Origin of the sequence: Salinivibrio costicola subsp. alcaliphilus (assembly GCF_001996185.1) — a bacterium.
In the GTDB taxonomy this organism is placed as follows: domain Bacteria; phylum Pseudomonadota; class Gammaproteobacteria; order Enterobacterales; family Vibrionaceae; genus Salinivibrio; species Salinivibrio costicola.
In genome coordinates this window covers 21,203-39,375 of the sequence record NZ_MUFR01000025.1, presented here as the reverse complement: position 1 = coordinate 39,375, position 18,173 = coordinate 21,203, and the positions used below count along the sequence as shown (strand labels likewise).

13 protein-coding genes and 1 pseudogene are annotated in these 18,173 nt (G+C 50.9%); 4 read left to right on the top strand and 10 right to left on the bottom strand.

The window, feature by feature from the left end:
* Window positions 1-15 precede the first annotated feature (15 nt).
* Window positions 16-921 (top strand): carboxylate/amino acid/amine transporter, encoded by a 906-nt coding sequence (locus tag BZJ21_RS09920; RefSeq protein WP_021022216.1) that lies wholly within the window; start codon window positions 16-18, stop codon window positions 919-921.
* Between the two features lie 61 nt (window positions 922-982).
* On the opposite strand, the gene fre is transcribed toward BZJ21_RS09920, so the two are convergent.
* From fre to trxA, 5 genes and pseudogenes are all read right to left on the bottom strand, one after another.
* Window positions 983-1,699 (bottom strand): NAD(P)H-flavin reductase, encoded by a 717-nt coding sequence (gene fre, locus BZJ21_RS09915; protein ID WP_021022215.1) that lies wholly within the window; start codon window positions 1,697-1,699, stop codon window positions 983-985.
* Between the two features lie 161 nt (window positions 1,700-1,860).
* Window positions 1,861-3,282 (bottom strand): annotated as a pseudogene (ubiD, locus tag BZJ21_RS09910) (4-hydroxy-3-polyprenylbenzoate decarboxylase); the annotation flags it as partial.
* A 74-nt stretch (window positions 3,283-3,356) separates the two neighbouring features.
* A complete protein-coding gene (locus tag BZJ21_RS09905) occupies window positions 3,357-4,376 on the bottom strand; it encodes a hypothetical protein (RefSeq protein ID WP_131826340.1) in 1,020 nt (339 codons plus the stop codon).
* A gap of 136 nt (window positions 4,377-4,512) precedes the next feature.
* The gene (gene rho, locus BZJ21_RS09900; protein ID WP_021022212.1) at window positions 4,513-5,778 is read right to left on the bottom strand and encodes a transcription termination factor Rho; all 1,266 of its coding nucleotides are present in this window, start codon (window positions 5,776-5,778) and stop codon (window positions 4,513-4,515) included.
* Window positions 5,779-5,961: 183 nt separating this feature from the next.
* Window positions 5,962-6,288 (bottom strand): thioredoxin TrxA, encoded by a 327-nt coding sequence (trxA, locus tag BZJ21_RS09895; protein ID WP_021022211.1) that lies wholly within the window; start codon window positions 6,286-6,288, stop codon window positions 5,962-5,964.
* A 112-nt stretch (window positions 6,289-6,400) separates the two neighbouring features.
* Here trxA and rhlB point away from each other — a divergent pair, with 112 nt between their 5' ends.
* The gene (gene rhlB, locus BZJ21_RS09890) at window positions 6,401-7,708 is read left to right on the top strand and encodes an ATP-dependent RNA helicase RhlB (protein WP_077669685.1); all 1,308 of its coding nucleotides are present in this window, start codon (window positions 6,401-6,403) and stop codon (window positions 7,706-7,708) included.
* A gap of 29 nt (window positions 7,709-7,737) precedes the next feature.
* Window positions 7,738-9,270: a guanosine-5'-triphosphate,3'-diphosphate diphosphatase gene (gppA, locus tag BZJ21_RS09885; protein WP_077669684.1), complete on the top strand. Its 1,533-nt coding sequence runs from the start codon at window positions 7,738-7,740 to the stop codon at window positions 9,268-9,270.
* 73 nt (window positions 9,271-9,343) lie between these two features.
* Here gppA and prlC read toward each other — a convergent pair whose 3' ends face one another.
* Window positions 9,344-11,386 (bottom strand): oligopeptidase A, encoded by a 2,043-nt coding sequence (gene prlC, locus BZJ21_RS09880; RefSeq protein WP_077669683.1) that lies wholly within the window; start codon window positions 11,384-11,386, stop codon window positions 9,344-9,346.
* Between the two features lie 285 nt (window positions 11,387-11,671).
* Between prlC and gorA the strand changes: the two genes are divergently transcribed.
* On the top strand, window positions 11,672-13,027 hold the full coding sequence (gene gorA / locus BZJ21_RS09875) for a glutathione-disulfide reductase (RefSeq protein WP_077669682.1): 1,356 nt from the start codon (window positions 11,672-11,674) through the stop codon (window positions 13,025-13,027).
* A gap of 80 nt (window positions 13,028-13,107) precedes the next feature.
* Here the strand turns inward: gorA and BZJ21_RS09870 are convergent, their stop codons facing one another.
* From BZJ21_RS09870 to BZJ21_RS09855, 4 genes are all read right to left on the bottom strand, one after another.
* Window positions 13,108-13,461 (bottom strand): Hpt domain-containing protein, encoded by a 354-nt coding sequence (locus BZJ21_RS09870; RefSeq protein WP_077669681.1) that lies wholly within the window; start codon window positions 13,459-13,461, stop codon window positions 13,108-13,110.
* Window positions 13,462-13,800: 339 nt separating this feature from the next.
* Complete coding sequence (locus tag BZJ21_RS09865; protein ID WP_021022205.1) at window positions 13,801-14,106, bottom strand: hypothetical protein; 306 nt, start codon at window positions 14,104-14,106, stop codon at window positions 13,801-13,803.
* The gene (locus tag BZJ21_RS09860; RefSeq protein WP_077576397.1) at window positions 14,107-14,886 is read right to left on the bottom strand and encodes a class I SAM-dependent methyltransferase; all 780 of its coding nucleotides are present in this window, start codon (window positions 14,884-14,886) and stop codon (window positions 14,107-14,109) included.
* Window positions 14,887-14,921: 35 nt separating this feature from the next.
* Entirely contained in the window at window positions 14,922-18,110 is a 3,189-nt protein-coding gene (locus BZJ21_RS09855) for a bifunctional diguanylate cyclase/phosphodiesterase (protein ID WP_236719545.1), read from the bottom strand.
* Window positions 18,111-18,173: the final 63 nt, after the last annotated feature.

The window sequence follows — 18,173 nt, the reverse complement described above, 5'->3', positions numbered from 1 at the left end:
CGAAGGAACCGAGTTATGGGGTATCTTAGCGGCGTGACACTGCTGTGGGCCTTTTCGTTTAGCCTAATTGGCGTGTATCTAGCCGGCCAAGTCGACAGCTACTTTTCTGTATTGATGCGTATCGTGCTGGCAGGATTGGTGTTTTTACCTTTCTTACGTCCTCGCCAAGTGCGCCCCGCGTTTGCCGCCAAATTGATGTTAGTCGGCGCGTTTCAGCTTGGCATCATGTACTGTTTCTTCTATCAGTCCTTCTTATTCTTATCGGTACCAGAAGTGCTGTTGTTTACCGTTTTTACTCCGCTTTATGTCACCTTAATTTACGATGCGTTGAAAAGGCAGTTCAGCGCTTGGTACCTGCTCACCGCGGCCATCGCGGTGCTTGGCGCCGTAGTGATCCGCTATGCCACTGTCAATCCGGACTTTCTGGTTGGTTTTTTAGTGGTACAAGGTGCAAATTTGTGCTTTGCGATTGGCCAGGTCGGTTACAAATACTTGATTGAGAAAGAGCAAACTCAGCTGCCTCAGCATGCGGTATTCGGTTGGTTTTATCTTGGCGCCTTAGTGGTGGGCGTGCTGGCTTTCGCCTTGCTCGGAAACAGTGACAATCTGCCTTCTACGCCAACCCAGTGGGGAGTGTTGATTTATCTAGGCACTATCGCGTCAGGGCTGGGCTATTTCTTTTGGAATAAGGGTGCAACCCTGGTCAATGCTGGGGCGCTCGCAGTGATGAACAACGCGCTGATCCCAGCCGGCATTGTGGTGAACGTACTGATTTGGAACCGCGACGCGGATCTTCTGCCGTTACTCAGCGGCGGGGTACTGATTTTAGCCGCGCTGTGGTTTAACCAAACCTGGGTCAAGCGCCGCGTCGACGCCCAACGGAATGCCGCCCAACGGAATGCCGACCCAAAGCCTCAGTAACCCGAACGTAAAACAGGCAGGGAAACCCCTGCCTGTTTATTTACCCGAGAGCCAACCCTGATCAGATAAAGGCAAACGCGTCTGAGTAGAGATGATCACGACTCACGCCGCGCTCTTTGCAGAACATATCACGTGCCACGCCTGCCATTTCAAAGCGCCCGGCAATATAGATATCGTAAGCGCCGAGGCTAACAAAATCTTCCATCACCGCTTCTAATACATTCCCTACTTTGCCTCGCCATTCGCCTTCCGCCTGTTCAACCACAGGCATAAAGGTAATATTGCGATGCGATTCAGACAGTGCTTGCAGCTCGTCATGCGCGTAAAGCTGGCACGGGTTGCGTGCCCCCCAATAAATAAAGATCGGAGACTGTATTCCTTGATTAATACAGTGATCGACCATGCTGCGAACATACGAAAAACCGGTCCCGCCGGCAATCAACAGCAAGGGACGCTCACTCTCACGCAACCAGGCATCGCCGGCCGGTTCGGTGATTTCAAAGCTCGCTTCACCGCTTTCTAGCACGGCTTTGGCTTTTTCAACCACTTCCAGCGCGAACGGATTTTCATCGGCGGCGCCCACATGGAGCTCGAGCTCACCGCCGTCTTGGCGACATGGACTACTCGCCAGTGAAAACGGGCGTTTATCTTTTTCGCCCATTACCGCCATCACATATTGCCCAGGGTGATAGCTCACCGCCTGCTGAGGCTTTAGGACAATGCGGTAAGTGTGACACGCCAGCGACTCAACGGCGGTCACTTCACATAGTATCGACATTCTGTTCCTCTGTTCGTTTTGCTACAGCCGTTGAGGTTATGAGAGGCGGTATCACTGCCGCCTCAGGCTGTGTTTTTATCATTAACGGTGAATGCTAGCGCATACCAACCGGATTAGTCTAAGATCCCTAATTCGTCCCATATCGCATCGACACGTGCGACCACATCCGGGTCTTTCGCGATCGGTGTGCCCCACTCGCGAGCGGTTTCTCCTTGCCATTTATTGGTGGCATCGAGCCCCATTTTCGAGCCAACGCCAACCACTGGCGACGCAAAGTCGAGCGAATCTATCGGTGTATTTTCCACCATCACGGTGTCGCGCGCGGGATCCATGCGAGTGGTGATTGCCCAAATAACATCATTCCAGTCACGCGCATTCACATCGTCGTCACACACTATCACAAACTTGGTGTACATAAACTGGCGCAAGAAAGACCACACGCCCATCATCACGCGTTTCGCATGCCCTGGGTATTGTTTTTTCATAGTGACCACCGCCATCCGGTACGAGCAACCCTCCGGAGGCAAATAAAAGTCGACAATTTCCGGGAACTGCTTTTGCAAAATGGGCACAAACACTTCGTTCAGGGCCACACCCAGTACGGCAGGCTCGTCCGGTGGCCGCCCCGTGTAGGTGCTGTGATAAATCGGCTTTTTGCGCATGGTCAGATGCGTCACAGTGAATACATGGTGACGCTCTACTTCGTTGTAATAGCCAGTATGATCGCCATAAGGCCCTTCGTCAGCATATTCGTTCGGATCGATATACCCTTCCATCACAATCTCGGCACTCGCCGGCACATCCAAATCGTTACTGATGCTCTTTGCCACCTCGGTTTTACTGCCGCGCAACAGCCCTGCAAAGGCATATTCAGACAGGGTATCGGGCACGGGGGTGACGGCGCCGAGAATGGTGGCCGGATCCGCGCCATAAGCAACGCTGATAGGAAAAGGTTCACCCGGATGGGTTTGCATCCAGTCATGCAAATCAAGTGCGCCACCGCGGTGTGCGAGCCAACGCATAATCACTTTGTTTTTGCCGATTTTTTGCTGGCGATAAATACCAAGATTCTGGCGCTTTTTATTCGGCCCGCGCGTAATGGTCAGCCCCCACGTCAGCAATGGCGCCACATCGCCCGGCCAGCAGCGCATCACTGGGATTTTATCCAAATCAACGTCATCGCCGCTAAGCACAACTTCTTGGCAACGCGGACGACGGACTGTCTTGGCGGGCATATTTAACACCTGACGAAACACAGGCAGCTTGTCGAGCGCATCGCGAAACCCTTTAGGGGGCTCAGGCTCTTTTAAGTAGGCCAGCAGTTTGCCGACTTCACGTAGCTCAAGCACATCGTGTCGGCCCATACCGAGCGCCACACGCTTAGGGGTGCCAAACAGATTCGCTAATACCGGCATGTCATACCCGATGGGATTTTCAAACAGAAGGGCCGGCCCGCCCGCTCTTAGGGTGCGGTCGCATATCTCAGTGATCTCTTGGTCAGGATCCACTGGCTGCGTAATGCGTTTAAGCTCACCTTGGGCCTCAAGGTAATCAATAAAATCGCGCAGATCGGAAAGTTTCATATCAGGCTCAATGAGTTAATGGACGCCTCTATGATACCAAGTAAACCGGTATCCGGATCGGTAAAGGGTCGACATTAGCGCGACGACAACGCAGATGCAATGTGCTGGCGGCCAAGGGGGCCAAGCTCGTCACCTAATCCACTTAACCACTCATCTTTTCCAGCTTCGACCAATAATTGTGCCACCTGCTGCCCTTGGCGTAATGATAACTGAGACATCAAAAAGTCAGCGACTGGCGCGGGTAATGGAGAAAGATTCGCCAGTTGTCGAATCGCGGGGCCACGCAGCGATGGGTTATCTGCGGCGGCCATCATTTGTTGCAACGCAAACCCATCATTAGCTCGTTGACGCAAAGCATGCAGTGCATTGAGGCTGTATTGATCGGTACCGCGCCGCCAAAGACGATCATACAGTGCCGGCCGGTCCGTCGCTTGTGCAATTGCAGCCAAAATCGCGTTATCTGGTAGCCACATTAAGGTGGGATCAGTGAGGTATTGTTCGACCAAATAGGCTAAGCCATCGCTGTCATACTCATCAATCATCGCGACCAATGCATCACGGCGTTGTCGATAACCCGGCTGAGATGGCTTAATCCAGTCAGCAATCACCAATTGGCGATAACTGAGTAACATGCCTAACTCTTGGGTCAGTTGTTGCTCCCGATAACGGTTTAACTGTTGGCGTGCTGCTGCCGCGTAATGGAAGGCAGGGGTCGTGACCCAATAACCGTCTTGCTGGTGACGTAACAAAAAATGGGGTTGTTGCTGACTCAATTCAGCCAGATAACGTCGCCAATGATCGTTGTTCAGTGGCAAGGGTGAAGAGAGTAAACGGTAGAGTGTCGCTTCACGTGTGAGCGGCGGAAGCTGACGAATATGCGCTTTGAGCGCAGCGACATCGTCTTTCGCGAGCAGAGTAGACATGGTACGCATGGCTTTAGCCGTGTTCGCGTTATCTAGCACCTGTTCAATAAAGGTTTGGGTGACGATCTGACCATCCGCGGCTGGCGCATTAGCCGCCAAGGCCGCCGGGCTCGACAAGCTCATGATCCCAAGCCCTATAGCCAACAGTGTCGTACAGTAACGTCTTGCCATCCGTTGCAATCCTATGCCCAGTGTCACGCGTTCGGCGCCACCTTTCCTTGGTCACGTCTATTGTGCGAGCTGGGCCTTGGGTGAGCAATAAAAAAGCACTGCGAATGCGCAGTGCTTAACACTATTGCGTTAGCCGTTACGAGTTTTGCCGCCGCATGGCATCAAAGAACTCATTATTGGTTTTGGACATCGCCAATTTACCAATCAAGAACTCCATCCCTTCAAACTCGCCCATTGGATGCATGATCTTTCTTAAAATCCACATCTTTTGCAGTTCATCGGGTTTGGTAAGTAGCTCTTCACGGCGGGTGCCTGAGCGGGTGAAGTCAATGGCAGGGAAAACACGTTTTTCCGCAATCTTACGCGAAAGGTGCAGTTCCATGTTACCTGTCCCTTTAAATTCTTCGTAGATCACTTCATCCATCTTCGATCCCGTATCCACCAGCGCGGTAGCAATGATAGTCAGGCTCCCGCCTTCTTCCACATTACGCGCCGCACCAAAGAAACGCTTAGGACGATGGAGAGCATTGGCATCCACACCACCGGTCAATACTTTGCCCGATGATGGCACAACCGTGTTGTAAGCGCGGGCTAAACGCGTGATCGAATCCAACAAGATCACCACGTCTTTTTTATGTTCAACCAGACGTTTTGCCTTCTCAATCACCATTTCGGCAACTTGCACGTGTCGGTTAGCTGGCTCATCAAAGGTCGAGGCAACCACTTCCCCTTTAACCAGACGCTGCATCTCGGTCACTTCTTCCGGACGCTCGTCAATCAAAAGCACCATCAGTTCGCAATCAGGGTGGTTAAACGCAATGCTTTGAGCAATGTTTTGCAACAACATGGTTTTACCCGCTTTCGGCGGTGCCACAATCAAACCACGTTGGCCTTTACCGATAGGCGAAGCCAAGTCGAGGACACGGGCGGTGATGTCTTCGGTAGAGCCGTTACCGCGCTCCATCACCATCCGCTCGCTCGCGTGTAATGGGGTTAAGTTTTCGAAAAGGATTTTACTGCGGGCATTGTCGGGTTTGTCGCTGTTAACTTGGTTAACTTTTAGTAGCGCGAAGTAGCGCTCGCCGTCTTTCGGCGGCCGAATTTTACCCGCGATGGTATCGCCTGTGCGCAGGTTAAAGCGCCGAATTTGGCTGGGCGAGACATAAATATCATCAGGGCCGGCCAAATACGAGCTGTCTGCGCTGCGCAAGAAGCCAAACCCGTCTTGAAGAATTTCCAGCGCGCCATTGCCAAAAATATCTTCACCGCTTTTTGCGTGCTGTTTGAGGATCGAAAAAATAATGTCCTGCTTACGCAAGCGAGCCAGGTTTTCAAGTCCCATGCTTTCGCCAAGCGCAACCAGCGTCGAGACGGGTTGAGTCTTCAGTTCGGTAAGATTCATAGTGGTGAGTGTCTTGTTTGTCAAAGTTGAGGTCTGAAATTAGTTAGCGTGTCGAGACCAGTGGCATGTTCGAGAGATGAACAGAAGTACAAATTCCGTGCAATAAGGTAGCACCTAAATGGGGTATCGTCTAGTTGACAGAAAAACAACCGCCGCTGTGAGGCAGCGACGGTTACTTTAACATTACAGGTTAGCGTCAAGAAACTCTTTCAGTTGAGTTTTTGACACAGCACCAACTTTAGTTGCTGCCACGCTGCCATCTTTAAAGAGTAGCAGTGTTGGGATACCACGGATGCCGAACTTAGGCGGAGTACCTGCGTTCTGGTCAATGTTCAGTTTTCCGATGGTGACTTTACCTGCATACTCCTCGGCGATTTCGTCCAAAATCGGTGCAATCATTTTACATGGACCACACCATTCTGCCCAAAAATCAACCAAAACAGGTCCTGCAGCTTTTAGAACGTCTGCCTCAAAGCTGTCGTCGGTTAGCTGCATAATTTTGTCGCTCATCTTTTACTCCAATACATGTTTTAGTTACTGGCTAAATTGCGACCAGTAAATTATGGGACTATTTGACTGGATTCGCTTCCGTATTGCAAGCCTAAGCTGATATTCTATCCGGATGAAAATGACGCATATCACAGAGCAGAAATTTGCCGAGCTCGGCTTGCACGCCGATGTTCTTAAAGGCTTGGATGCCAAGGGGTTTACTGAATGTACTCCTATCCAGGCATTGGCATTGCCGGTCCTGCTCACCGGCCAAGACATTGCAGGGCAGGCGCAAACAGGGACAGGAAAGACCCTGGCGTTCCTCGCTGCGACGTTTCATCACCTCCTCACGACCGATGTCCCCGCATCGCGTAAACAAAATCAACCGCGTGCCATCATACTAGCTCCTACGCGTGAGTTGGCGATTCAGATCTATAACGATGCTGAACCGCTTTTGGCGAATACCTCAATCACCGCCGGTCTCGCGTATGGTGGTGAAGGTTACGATAAACAGCAACAAACGTTGGAACAAGGGGTTGATATATTAATCGGCACCTGTGGTCGTATCATCGACTTCCACAAAAAGAAAATTATCGACTTGCACAGCATTCAGGCAGTGGTGCTGGATGAAGCCGACCGTATGTTTGATTTGGGCTTTATCAAAGACATTCGCTTTTTGTTTAACCGTATGCCGGCCCCCAACCAGCGCTTAAACATGCTGTTTTCGGCGACCTTGTCCTATCGTGTACAAGAGCTGGCCTTTGAGCACATGACTAACCCTGAACACGTGGTAGTGGAGCCTGAGCAAATCACAGGACATCGGATTAAGGAAGAGCTTTTCCAGCCATCCAACAAAGAAAAAATGCCGCTGCTACAAACCCTCATTGAAGAAGAGTGGCCCGAGCGCGCCATCATCTTTGCCAATACCAAACATCGCTGCGAATCCATTTGGGCCCATTTAGCCGCCGATAATCATCGCGTAGGTCTGCTCACTGGCGACGTCCCTCAGAAAAAGCGGGTTAAAATTTTAGAGCAGTTTACTAACGGCGAACTGGACCTGCTCGTTGCCACCGATGTGGCAGCACGTGGATTACATATTCCTTTGGTTACCCACGTTTTTAACTATGACCTTCCCGATGATGCGCAAGACTATGTCCATCGCATTGGCCGTACAGGACGAGCCGGCGCCAGTGGCAGCTCAATTAGCTTTGCCTGTGAAGAGTACGCGATAAACTTACCGGCGATTGAAGAGTACATTGAGCACAGTATTCCGGTCAGCGAATTTGATCGTAACGCGCTATTGAAGGATCTGCCGCCGCCAAAGAAAATGGCTAAACGCCCGAACACACAGCGTCGTAGTAATAACAAGAGCGGTAGCAATAATAAAGGCAGCAGCAACAACCGCAACCGGCAGCGCCGCCGTCCACAAAAGTCGGCATAACAGAAAAGAAACATAGGTCAGAGCGCATCATGAGTGGTCACGGAAATACAACATCAACACCGACGCTGTACGCCGCGATTGATTTAGGCTCCAACAGCTTTCATATGCTGGTGGTGCGCCAAGTGGCCGGCAGTGTTCAAACCCTTGCCAAAATAAAGCGAAAAGTACGTCTCGCCGCTGGGATGGATAACCAACAACAGCTCAGCGATGAAGCCATGCAACGCGGCTGGGATTGTTTGGCTCTGTTCGCCGAACGCTTGCAAGACTTTAACACGGACAATATTCGCGTGGTCGCGACCGCTGCGCTGCGCCGTGCCAGTAACGCTGATGCCTTTTTAGCCAAGGCAAATACTTTACTGGGTTACCCTATCGAGATTATCTCAGGCGAAGAAGAAGCGCGCACCATCTATCAAGGGGTGGCGCACACCTCAGGTGGTCCGGGTAAACGCTTGGTCGTCGATATTGGCGGGGCCAGCACCGAGCTGATTATCGGTGAGCAGTTTGAACCGACCTTGTTACAAAGCCTTAATATGGGGTGCGTGACTTTTTTAGAAGACTACTTTGCCAATCGCATACTCAACCAAGCCGCTTTTGAGAATGCGATCGCCGGTGCGAAAGCAGAGTTGGCCCCGTTGGTAGCTCAGTATCGCGAACTGGGGTGGGACTGTTGTGTTGGCGCCAGCGGCACGGTACAAGCGCTGCAAGAAATTATGGTGACCCAAGGGATGGATGAAGTGATCACCTTGGAAAAGCTTCACCGACTGCGCGATCAAGCGATTGCCTGCGGGCAAATGGACGCACTGGATATTGAGGGGTTAACGCTCGAGCGCGCCTTGGTTTTTCCAAGTGGTCTGTCCATCTTGATTGCCATTTTTGAGTGTTTAGAGGTTACTCGCATGACCCTCGCCGGCGGGGCGCTACGTGAAGGCTTGGTGTACGAAATGATGACCGCGATGCGTCACAGTGATATTCGTGCGCGCACCATAGCTAGCATCCAATCCCGTTATCAGCTTGATGAGGACCACGGGATCAATGTGGCTGCGACCGCACTTGAATTACTTCATCAGTGTCCCGCGTCATGGATTCCAGAGCCGGAAGCCGGTAGCCTGCTCCATGCGGCAGCCTGCGTGCACGAAATTGGGTTGAGCATTGGCTTTAAACATGATGGCGACCATGCCGCATATTTAATTACTCATCTCGATTTACCTGGCTTTACCCGTGCACAAAAACAACTGGTTGCCACCTTGTTACGCTATTACCGTGAACAACTGGTATGCATTGATGGCCAACATGCCTTGTCCACCACCAGTGCCAACCGTCTCCTCCGACTACTACGCGTAGCTGTGATTTTATGCCATCGTCGCAACAGTCGCGTTCGGCCAATGATCGGACTCAATGCTGACGGCGACGCACTCACTTTAGCGTTAGATACCACACTGCTTGACGCTAGCCCACTGTTACGCGCGGAGCTAGAGCAAGAGGCGCTGCGTCAATCAAGCCTTGGACAGCCACTCGTCGTGCACGCTCAAGACGCTCACGCTCTATCGCATACACACCATTAGCAAAACAAAAGGCCCACACCTTGATGGTGTGAGCCTTTTTATCCTTGGCGCTGTCAATCAGCTCAGCGGGCAATTAAGCCGCTGCAATCCCACTATGACGCAATAACGCCTCAGGGCTTGGCTCGCGACCTCTAAAGCGAACAAACAAGTCTTTCGGTGCTTCACTGCCCCCGCGGCTAAGAATATGGTTTAAGAAGTCTTCACCGGTGTCACGGTTAAAGATCCCATCCTCTTCAAAACGCGAATAGGCATCACTCGAGAGTACTTCAGCCCATTTATAGCTGTAATAACCTGCACTATATCCGCCCGCAAAGATATGCCCAAAAGCATGCGGAAAGCGGTTCCATTCAGGCGTCGGCACCACTGAGACTTGCTCACGCACCGCATTTAGCGTTTCCATGATCCGCGGGCCCACATCCGGATCAAACTCGCTGAATAGACGGAAATCAAACAAACTAAACTCGAGCTGACGCAACATTCCCATGGCTGAGTTAAAGTTTTTCGCCGCGAGCATTTTTTCCAGCATGTCTTCAGGAAGCGCTTCTCCGGTTTGGTAATGCCCCGAAATAAAGCTCAGCGCCTCTTGCTCCCAGCACCAGTTTTCCAAAAACTGACTCGGCAACTCTACCGCATCCCAAGGCACACCATTAATGCCGGAGACATCAGCCACATCGACTTGCGTCAGCATATGATGAATGCCATGACCAAATTCGTGGAACAGGGTGACCACTTCATCATGGGTAAACAACGCCGGGTCGTCACCCACTGGCGGATTAAAGTTACAGGTTAAGTACGCCACCGGTGTTTGCAGTTCACCGTTCGCTTTGCGACGACGCACCCGGCATTCATCCATCCACGCGCCACCACGTTTATGCTCCCGCGCGTATAAGTCCAAATAGAAGCTGCCACGCAGCGTCCCTTGGCTGTCATGAATGTCATAAAAGCGCACACTTTCATGCCACGTGTCGATTCCTTTACGCTCGGTAATCGTCATACCGAACACACGTTTCATCACTTCGAACAAACCATTGAGCACTCGCGCTTCAGGGAAGTAAGGGCGGAGTGCCTCATCGGAGATGGTATAACGCGCTTGCTTGAGTTTCTCGCTGTAATACGGAATATCCCAAGGCTCAAGGGTATCGACGCCAAATTCTTGCTTGGCATACGCCTTCACTTCGGCAAACTCGCGTTCACCTTGAGGGCGGGCTTTGTCGACCAAATCATTCAAAAAGCCCATCACTTGGTCTGGTGTTTCTGCCATCTTGGTCGCCAACGACAGTTCGCTGTAGCTATTAAAGCCCAACAAACGTGCCAGTTCGTATTTTAAGCGCAACGACTCATTCATCAGCTCGGAGTTATCCCACTGCCCCGCTTGCGGGCCGCGGTCAGAAGCACGCGTGGTAAAGGCTTCATACATTTGTTGACGCAGTGCACGATTATCGCAATACATCATCACAGGCAGGTACGAGGGGACATCCAGGGTAAATAAATAGCCTTGCTGCGATTTTGCCTCTGCTTGCGCTTTCGCCGCCTGGCGCGCGGACTCAGGCAAGCCTGCGAGTTCACTCTCGTCAGAAATCAACTTGGTCCACCCCATGGTGGCATCAAGTATATTATTGCTAAATGAAGAGGAAAGCTCAGACAAACGCTTTTGAATGTCACCAAATCGGTGCTGCTGATCCACCGGCAAGGCAATGCCCGAGAGTTCAAAATCTTGCAGCGCATCGGTGATGGCTTTTTGCTGAGCAATCTCTAGGGTCTCGAATTCGGCGCTCTCTTTTATCGCTTTGTATGCTTGATACAAACCTTTGTGCTGCCCGCGCCATGTTGAATACTCAGATAATAACGATAAGCAGCTTTCATAGGCTTCACGCAATGGCTGGCTATTGACCACCGCATTCATATGGCTGACCGGTGACCAGATCCGGCCTAGCCGATCTTCGGCCTCAGTCACCGGTACGCAAACAGTGGTCCAGTTAGCTTGGTCAGTGCCTGCAGCGGCATCGACAGCTTGGCGACAGTCAGCAATAGCGGCTTCCACTGCCGGCTTAACATGCTCAGGCTTAATCGCCGAAAACGGAGGTAAATCCTCAAATTGAAGTAGCGGGTTGGACATAGTGCCTTCCTTTTTGCTGATAAGGTGCTCACGAAGCGAGCCCTAGGAATATATAAACAATACGGTGTATATGCCGTCTCGAGGGGGACTTTTCAATCCTTTGGACTCAAGCAAGTTGTATTGCGAGCGTTACAAAATGATTCTGAGACTGCTGCCTCACTGCCGGTTTGGTATGCTAATACTCAGAAGGTCAGAGTGGGTGGCTTTACAAGCGCCACCAAACAGGACAAGCTGACCTCGACATAAAAGCCAGTGGCACCCTGTGCCTATAAGATGGAGAAAGACATGGCGAAGCATTTCGACTATATCTGTATCGGTGGCGGTAGTGGCGGTATTGCCTCTGCCAACCGTGCCGCGATGCACGGTGCTAAAGTCGCCCTTATTGAAGCAAAACACCTAGGCGGCACCTGCGTCAACGTAGGGTGTGTGCCAAAAAAAGTGATGTGGCATGGCGCCCAAGTCGCAGAAGCGCTTAACCTCTACGCGTCAGACTACGGTTTTGATGTGGATGTGAAAGGCTTTAACTGGTCAACACTGGTTAATAACCGTGAAGCCTATATCGGCCGCATCCATAAGGCCTACGACAATGTTTTAGATAAAAACAACATCGATGTCATCCGTGGGTTTGCGCGCTTTGTCGACAACAACACGGTTGAGGTTGATGGTGAGCATTACACCGCCGATAACTTCTTAATTGCGGTCGGTGGCACGCCCACTGTTCCAACAATTCCGGGCGCTGAACTTGGCATCGATTCTGATGGCTTCTTTGCTCTCCCCGAGCAGCCTAAGCGGGTGGCTGTTGTCGGTGCCGGCTATATCGCGGTGGAGATTGCAGGCGTGTTACATGCGCTCGGCTCTGACACCCACTTGTTTGTGCGTAAAGACCGTCCACTACGGACATTCGATCCTATGGTGACAGATACCTTGGTCGAGGTAATGGAAAAAGAGGGGCCAACCCTTCATACCCAGCATGTTCCGGTTTCCGTTACCAAAGAGAACGATGGCAGCCTGACGCTATCATTTGAAAACGGCACCACCCACAATACAGACACCTTGATTTGGGCAATTGGCCGTCACCCCACCACAGATAAAATCAACCTGGGTGCGACGGATGTTCAAACCACGGCAGATGGCTACATCAAAGTCGACCCATACCAAACCACCAGCGTGCCACATATTCACTGTGTCGGCGATATCATGGATGGCGGCATTGAGCTCACCCCTGTTGCGGTGAAGGCGGGACGTTTATTATCAGGGCGCCTATTTAACGGCCAGACACATGCCAAAATGGACTATGAGTTGGTGCCAACCGTGGTATTTAGCCACCCGCCAATCGGCACCATTGGCTTGAATGAGCCAGAAGCACGCGCCAAGTATGGCGATGACAATATAAAAGTCTACACGTCCAGCTTTGCGGCCATGTACACCGCTGTTACTCAGCACCGTCAACCCTGCAAAATGAAGCTGGTGTGTGCTGGCGATGAAGAAAAAGTGGTGGGCCTGCACGGGATCGGCTTTACGGTCGACGAGATGATTCAAGGCTTTGCGGTGGCGATGAAAATGGGCGCCACTAAGGCAGACTTTGATAGCGTGGTTGCGATTCACCCAACCGGGTCAGAAGAATTTGTTACCATGCGCTAAGCCGCGCGAGATAGGTTCATATCAAAACGCCGTGTCGATACACGGCGTTTTTTATGGGGATTCATTGTTTGTTACAGCAATTAGCCTGTCAACTGCGCACAGAAGCGGGCCAAGCCTTCTTTAAGACTCGCCAGTGCCGCCGTGGCTTGATCGGCGTCTTCTTGCTTGGCCGCTTGCTCTAGTGTCAACGCGTTCTGATACAGCTCTAGTGCGGCCAAATTACTGGCACTGCCTTTCATTTTATGCGCTTCACGGACTAAATCGGCGTAATTAGCCTCCGCTAACTGCCTTTCCATCATCGGAAGCTGTTGCTCGCTTTCTTCAACAAAAATACGGCAGGCTTCGTCAAGAAGCGCCGGACTGTCCATTAACCGACTTAACGCTTCTTCTTTATCCCAAACCGATAGGTCGGCCTTTCCTTGATTGACACTCATGTTGGATCCTTTGTACTGATAGACCTATGCGCCACATGGGCTTTTTGAATACTTTGTAGTCATCTTGTTTCTAGCTGTTACTAAGGTTAACCAGCTGCGTTTACCCTGTTGAGATAGTGGTTAAACTCAGGTCCAATCATGCTCGCTTTTCCCCCAAATCATAACAACAGAAGTGAGTGCAAATCATGATGGATATGTTGCCTTGGCTAATCGTTTCCGGTCTGATTGTTTCAGTCATCACCGGACTATTAACCGTATTGATGGTAAAAGGTCTCGATTAAGTCTGAAAGACTCCATGGTACGCCATGGAGTTTTTGCTTGTCCGCTGTTTATATTGATTTAGGGTTTATCCGACTTAGCCTTCTTTCTGGCCTTTTTATCCGCTTTACCCTTTTTGTCTTTCTTGGCTGCTTTTTGTTTGGCTTTTTTAGCTTTTTTAGCGGCGTGATCAGACGCTTTCTTCGCTTTCTTCGCTTTCTTTTCTTCACCACTCACTAGCGAAATAGGACGACAGACGTAGCCTTTTTCACTCGCGACCCGCGCACATTTACTACAAGCCACGCGTGGCGGTGTGGTGATGATTGCCAAGGAGGATAGGTTAGCTTCAACCTCGCCTCGGCGCCATTTACATAAAGCTTTGGCCACTTACGCCTCCGCGCCTAACGCTGCGTTAATGTACATATCAAAACGGTTTTTCTTGGTGGTGATGGTCGAATGCGGTGGTCTATCCGCTAACGGCGTCGCATAATCCGGCCGCTTAACCACCACGCGACTGCGGGCCAGTTGAAGTGCGGGCAGCAATAAGGCATCTGCATCGCTATCTGCCCCCACTAAAGATTGAAAAACGCGCATCTCTTTTTTCACCAAGGCGGCTTTTTTCTTGTGGGGATACATGGGATCAAGGTAAATCACATCAGGTCGCACCAAACCTGGCATGTTTGCCATGTCAGTCAGTGCTTGCTCACTATTGGCATGCAATAACGTCATCCGTGATTGCATCCATGCACCAATATCGGGGTCCTGATAGGCTCGCTGTAAGCCATCATCAAGCAAGGCGGCAACAACCGGATGCCTTTCTATCATTTGCACGGAGCAGCCTAAAGACGCCAATACGAACGCATCGCGCCCCAGTCCAGCGGTGGCATCGAGTACGCGCGGGGTGATCCCCTTATTGAGCCCAACCGCTTTCGCTATCGCTTGTCCTTTCCCCCCGCCAAATTTACGACGGTGGGCGACCGCACCGCTCACAAAGTCAACAAACACTGCCCCTAATTTAGGTTCATCGCGCTTGCGTAGTTCAAGATGCGTTTGTGTCATTACCAGGGCAAACGATGAATCAGGATCGTGAGTGAGTGACCACTTCGACTTTAGCCTTTCAAATTCTTCGTCTTTTTCAAGAGCGTCACAAATCAAACTGAGTTGCACATCGGATCTCCACAGCTGGGGCTGGTCCGATTATATCAGAGATGGTTTTTTTCCTTCACTGTCTCACGACTGGGACGCCACTTTTTTACCTGATCGCTCAACGGCGCCGGGATACTAAAGTGATAACCTTGGGCATAGTCGATGCCAAGCGCTTTGACTCTGTCCAAGATAGCTGCGTTTTCAACAAATTCAGCCACGGTTTGTTTTCCCATTTGCTTAGCTAAATCATGAATGGCTTTCACCATGGCATAGTCGGTTTCATCAGTCTCAATATCGCGGATAAACTGTCCGTCAATTTTTATAATATCGACCGGTAAACGCTTCAGATAGCCAAACGAAGAAATGCCGGCACCAAAATCGTCTAAGGCGATGGTACAGCCCAGTGCTTTAAGCTGAGAAAACAGATCGATCGCACTGCTCATATTACTGATCGCCGCGGTTTCCGTGATCTCCAGGCAGAGGCACTCGCTGGGCACCTGGGTCTGTTTAATGGCATCAAGGAGAAAAGCAACGAACGTGCTTTGGGTAATCGACCGGCCCGATAGATTAATCGATACCTTGCCCAACTTCGCAATTTGCTCGGGATTCGCATCAAACCAGGCAAGCGTTTTGGTTACCACCACCGTATCCAGTTGATGCGCCATGCTGTAGCGTTCGGCGGCAGGAATAAACATACTAGGAGGTAACCAACCGCCTTTGGTGTCGCGCATTCTGACCAGTGCTTCAATGTAGAGCGTGTCTTGCGCATCTGATTGGATATCCACAATTTGTTGTGCATAGATGTCAAAGCGGTCATGCGCGATCGCCTCATGAATATGGCTGACATAAGCCATTTCTTGCTCTCGGCGTTGCAGCTCTTCATCATCGGGGTGATAAATGTGGAGTCGATTGCGGCCTTCATCTTTAGCGGCATAACACGCTGTGTCTGCTTGGGCATGAACTTGTTGAGGCGAACCCGCGGTACGGTCAAGCAGACGAATCCCCAACGAGCACGCTAAGCGCATCCGGCTGCCATGCCAGAAGAACTCACTGTCAGCAAGCACCGCCAGCAAGGCTCTCCCCCAGATCACTGACTGCTCCGCGGCGTGATGATACGCGATAACGCCAAACTCATCACCACCTAAGCGTGAGAGTACCGCCCCTTCCGGCAAGTGCTGACGGATAATCTGAGCCACTTGTTTTAACGCCTCATCCCCCGCTTCATGGCCCGCGGTATCATTAATTAATTTAAACTGGTCCATATCGATGTAGAACATCGCATGGCACTCACCATCTTCTCGAGCTTGTAATAATGCCGCGGCCAGTTTTTGTTCAAAGTAGCTACGGTTGTAAAGACCGGTCAAATAGTCATGATGCGCTTGATAGGTCAGCTGGTTTTCCATTTCTCGGTGCGCGGTAATATCTTCACCCACGACCATTAGCTGGGTTTGATTATGCATAGCGCGGATGGTTTCTCGAACCCATAAGGTGTGTCCATTGCCGGCTCGATACGGAATCTCACGGCGCCAGACTTGCTCTTGGTTATGCTGATCCCGTTTAATCATTCGATGGGGTGGCGCCTGGTCGCTCACATACAACTCAGTGATTTTATGGCCCAGCAAGCACGATTTTTCATGGCCGAATAAATCTGCGGCGTATTGGTTCAGTGACTGGATGCGCGCCTGGTAGTCCACCGTTAACAAAATAACGGGTTGTTGTTCATAGAGCATACGATATTCAATTTCGCTGCGCTGGAGCTTTTCTTCAGTTTGTTTGCGTTGGGTGACATCTCGCGCTTCAAGTAATACGCGTGGCTGGCCTCGTTCACCGGGAAAGCTTTTCACTGCCACGTCCAAGATCACTTCACGGTGGGCTTCGCTTAAACATAATTCAAACCGCTGAGGCTGAGTGGTTCCAATCTGTTTTAGGTGTTGCTCCAAACTTGCCGGATTACGCCAAATTGGCCACAGCCATAAAGGACGCTCTCCATACGCCTGTCTGTCGGTGATCAGCTGATAAAAGCTGGTGTTGCCTGAAACGACGATGCCATTTTGATCCAACAACGCGATCAGTTGATTACTTTGATCAAACACCCCTTTGAGCATCGCCCGGTGACGCATCAACGATGCCTCACTGCGTCGAAGCTGACGAATATTCGCGGCTAGCATGACAATCACGCTGCCCAGTACCAAAACAGCCAAGGCGACCGCTTGCACAGCCACCGGATGAGTTTGCCATATTGGTTCGGGTTGATTGGTGATCGTCACATCATCAAACGCGCTAATATCTAACTGCCAGCGCTTGAGTGCCGGGTAATCAAACATGGTGATATTGGTCCCATCACGTTCGGCGGGTAGCTGACCACTCAAGGTCTTAAGAAGGAGCTTCCCTTGATGGTAGCCTTGATTTTTACCATCTATCACCACGCCGCCGACCACACCCTGACCGAGCATAAAACTCATGGCACCATAGATGGGCACGGGCGTATTGTGAGTGAGCGTTCGGATACCACTGAGTTTATCGAGAAATTGTCCGTTGCTATCCCTAAAATAGGAAAGATAAAACACCGCCTCACCGTCATGCATGGCTTGAATTCTATCGCGTAGTCCCGAAAAGGTGAGACTAGAAAGGCGCACGACGTCGATGCCAGAATCACCGTTTCTGGCCAGTTGCGCTTGCACGACATTCCAGTATTGACGACTCGAGAAGGTATTATCGAGCAACACATAAACGCGCTCTAAACCAGGGTGCAACCGCTTCATTAACGCCAAGTTGCGCGGTAGATCCACTTCCTCTTTGACGCCGGTTAGCTTAGGGAGCAACGGATAATGCTGGCGACCAAAGTTATTCAGGCCCGCGTAAACAACTGGCGTTTCACCAACATATTCATGCAACTGATGGATTAACCAAAGTGCGGCATTATCCGTGGTTAAGATCGCATCGAATTGATGGTTCCCGAGCTTTTGGATATAGAGTTTTTTGAGTTGCTCTCGATACGCCTCTGACTGATAACGTTTAATTTCTAGATAAGTATGTTGAAACGCAATGTCTTCTCCCGCGGTGGCAGTATCGAGTCCTTCGACCAGAGCTTGGTTCCAAAAGAAGTTGGGATGATAGGAATGCACCACCAGCACGTTTTTTTGTGCGGCGCTGACACTCAATGCTACCCAGAACAGTAAACCGCCTAAAAGGTATTTGATCCCCACATCTACTTCCTGTTGGTTGATTGGTATCGCACTAAACAACGCGATACCCTACATTAGGTGTTAACCGAACGGTCAAGCAATCGTGTTAACGAAAAACAAGAC

What these genes read in the sequence shown, in the direction of transcription:
- BZJ21_RS09920 (WP_021022216.1), top strand. Translation starts at nt 16, where the DNA reads ATGGGGTATCTTAGCGGCGTGACACTGCTGTGGGCCTTTTCGTTTAGC.
- fre (WP_021022215.1), bottom strand. Translation starts at nt 1,699, where the DNA reads ATGTCGATACTATGTGAAGTGACCGCCGTTGAGTCGCTGGCGTGTCAC.
- BZJ21_RS09905 (WP_131826340.1), bottom strand. Translation starts at nt 4,376, where the DNA reads ATGGCAAGACGTTACTGTACGACACTGTTGGCTATAGGGCTTGGGATC.
- rho (WP_021022212.1), bottom strand. Translation starts at nt 5,778, where the DNA reads ATGAATCTTACCGAACTGAAGACTCAACCCGTCTCGACGCTGGTTGCG.
- trxA (WP_021022211.1), bottom strand. Translation starts at nt 6,288, where the DNA reads ATGAGCGACAAAATTATGCAGCTAACCGACGACAGCTTTGAGGCAGAC.
- rhlB (WP_077669685.1), top strand. Translation starts at nt 6,401, where the DNA reads ATGAAAATGACGCATATCACAGAGCAGAAATTTGCCGAGCTCGGCTTG.
- gppA (WP_077669684.1), top strand. Translation starts at nt 7,738, where the DNA reads ATGAGTGGTCACGGAAATACAACATCAACACCGACGCTGTACGCCGCG.
- prlC (WP_077669683.1), bottom strand. Translation starts at nt 11,386, where the DNA reads ATGTCCAACCCGCTACTTCAATTTGAGGATTTACCTCCGTTTTCGGCG.
- gorA (WP_077669682.1), top strand. Translation starts at nt 11,672, where the DNA reads ATGGCGAAGCATTTCGACTATATCTGTATCGGTGGCGGTAGTGGCGGT.
- BZJ21_RS09870 (WP_077669681.1), bottom strand. Translation starts at nt 13,461, where the DNA reads ATGAGTGTCAATCAAGGAAAGGCCGACCTATCGGTTTGGGATAAAGAA.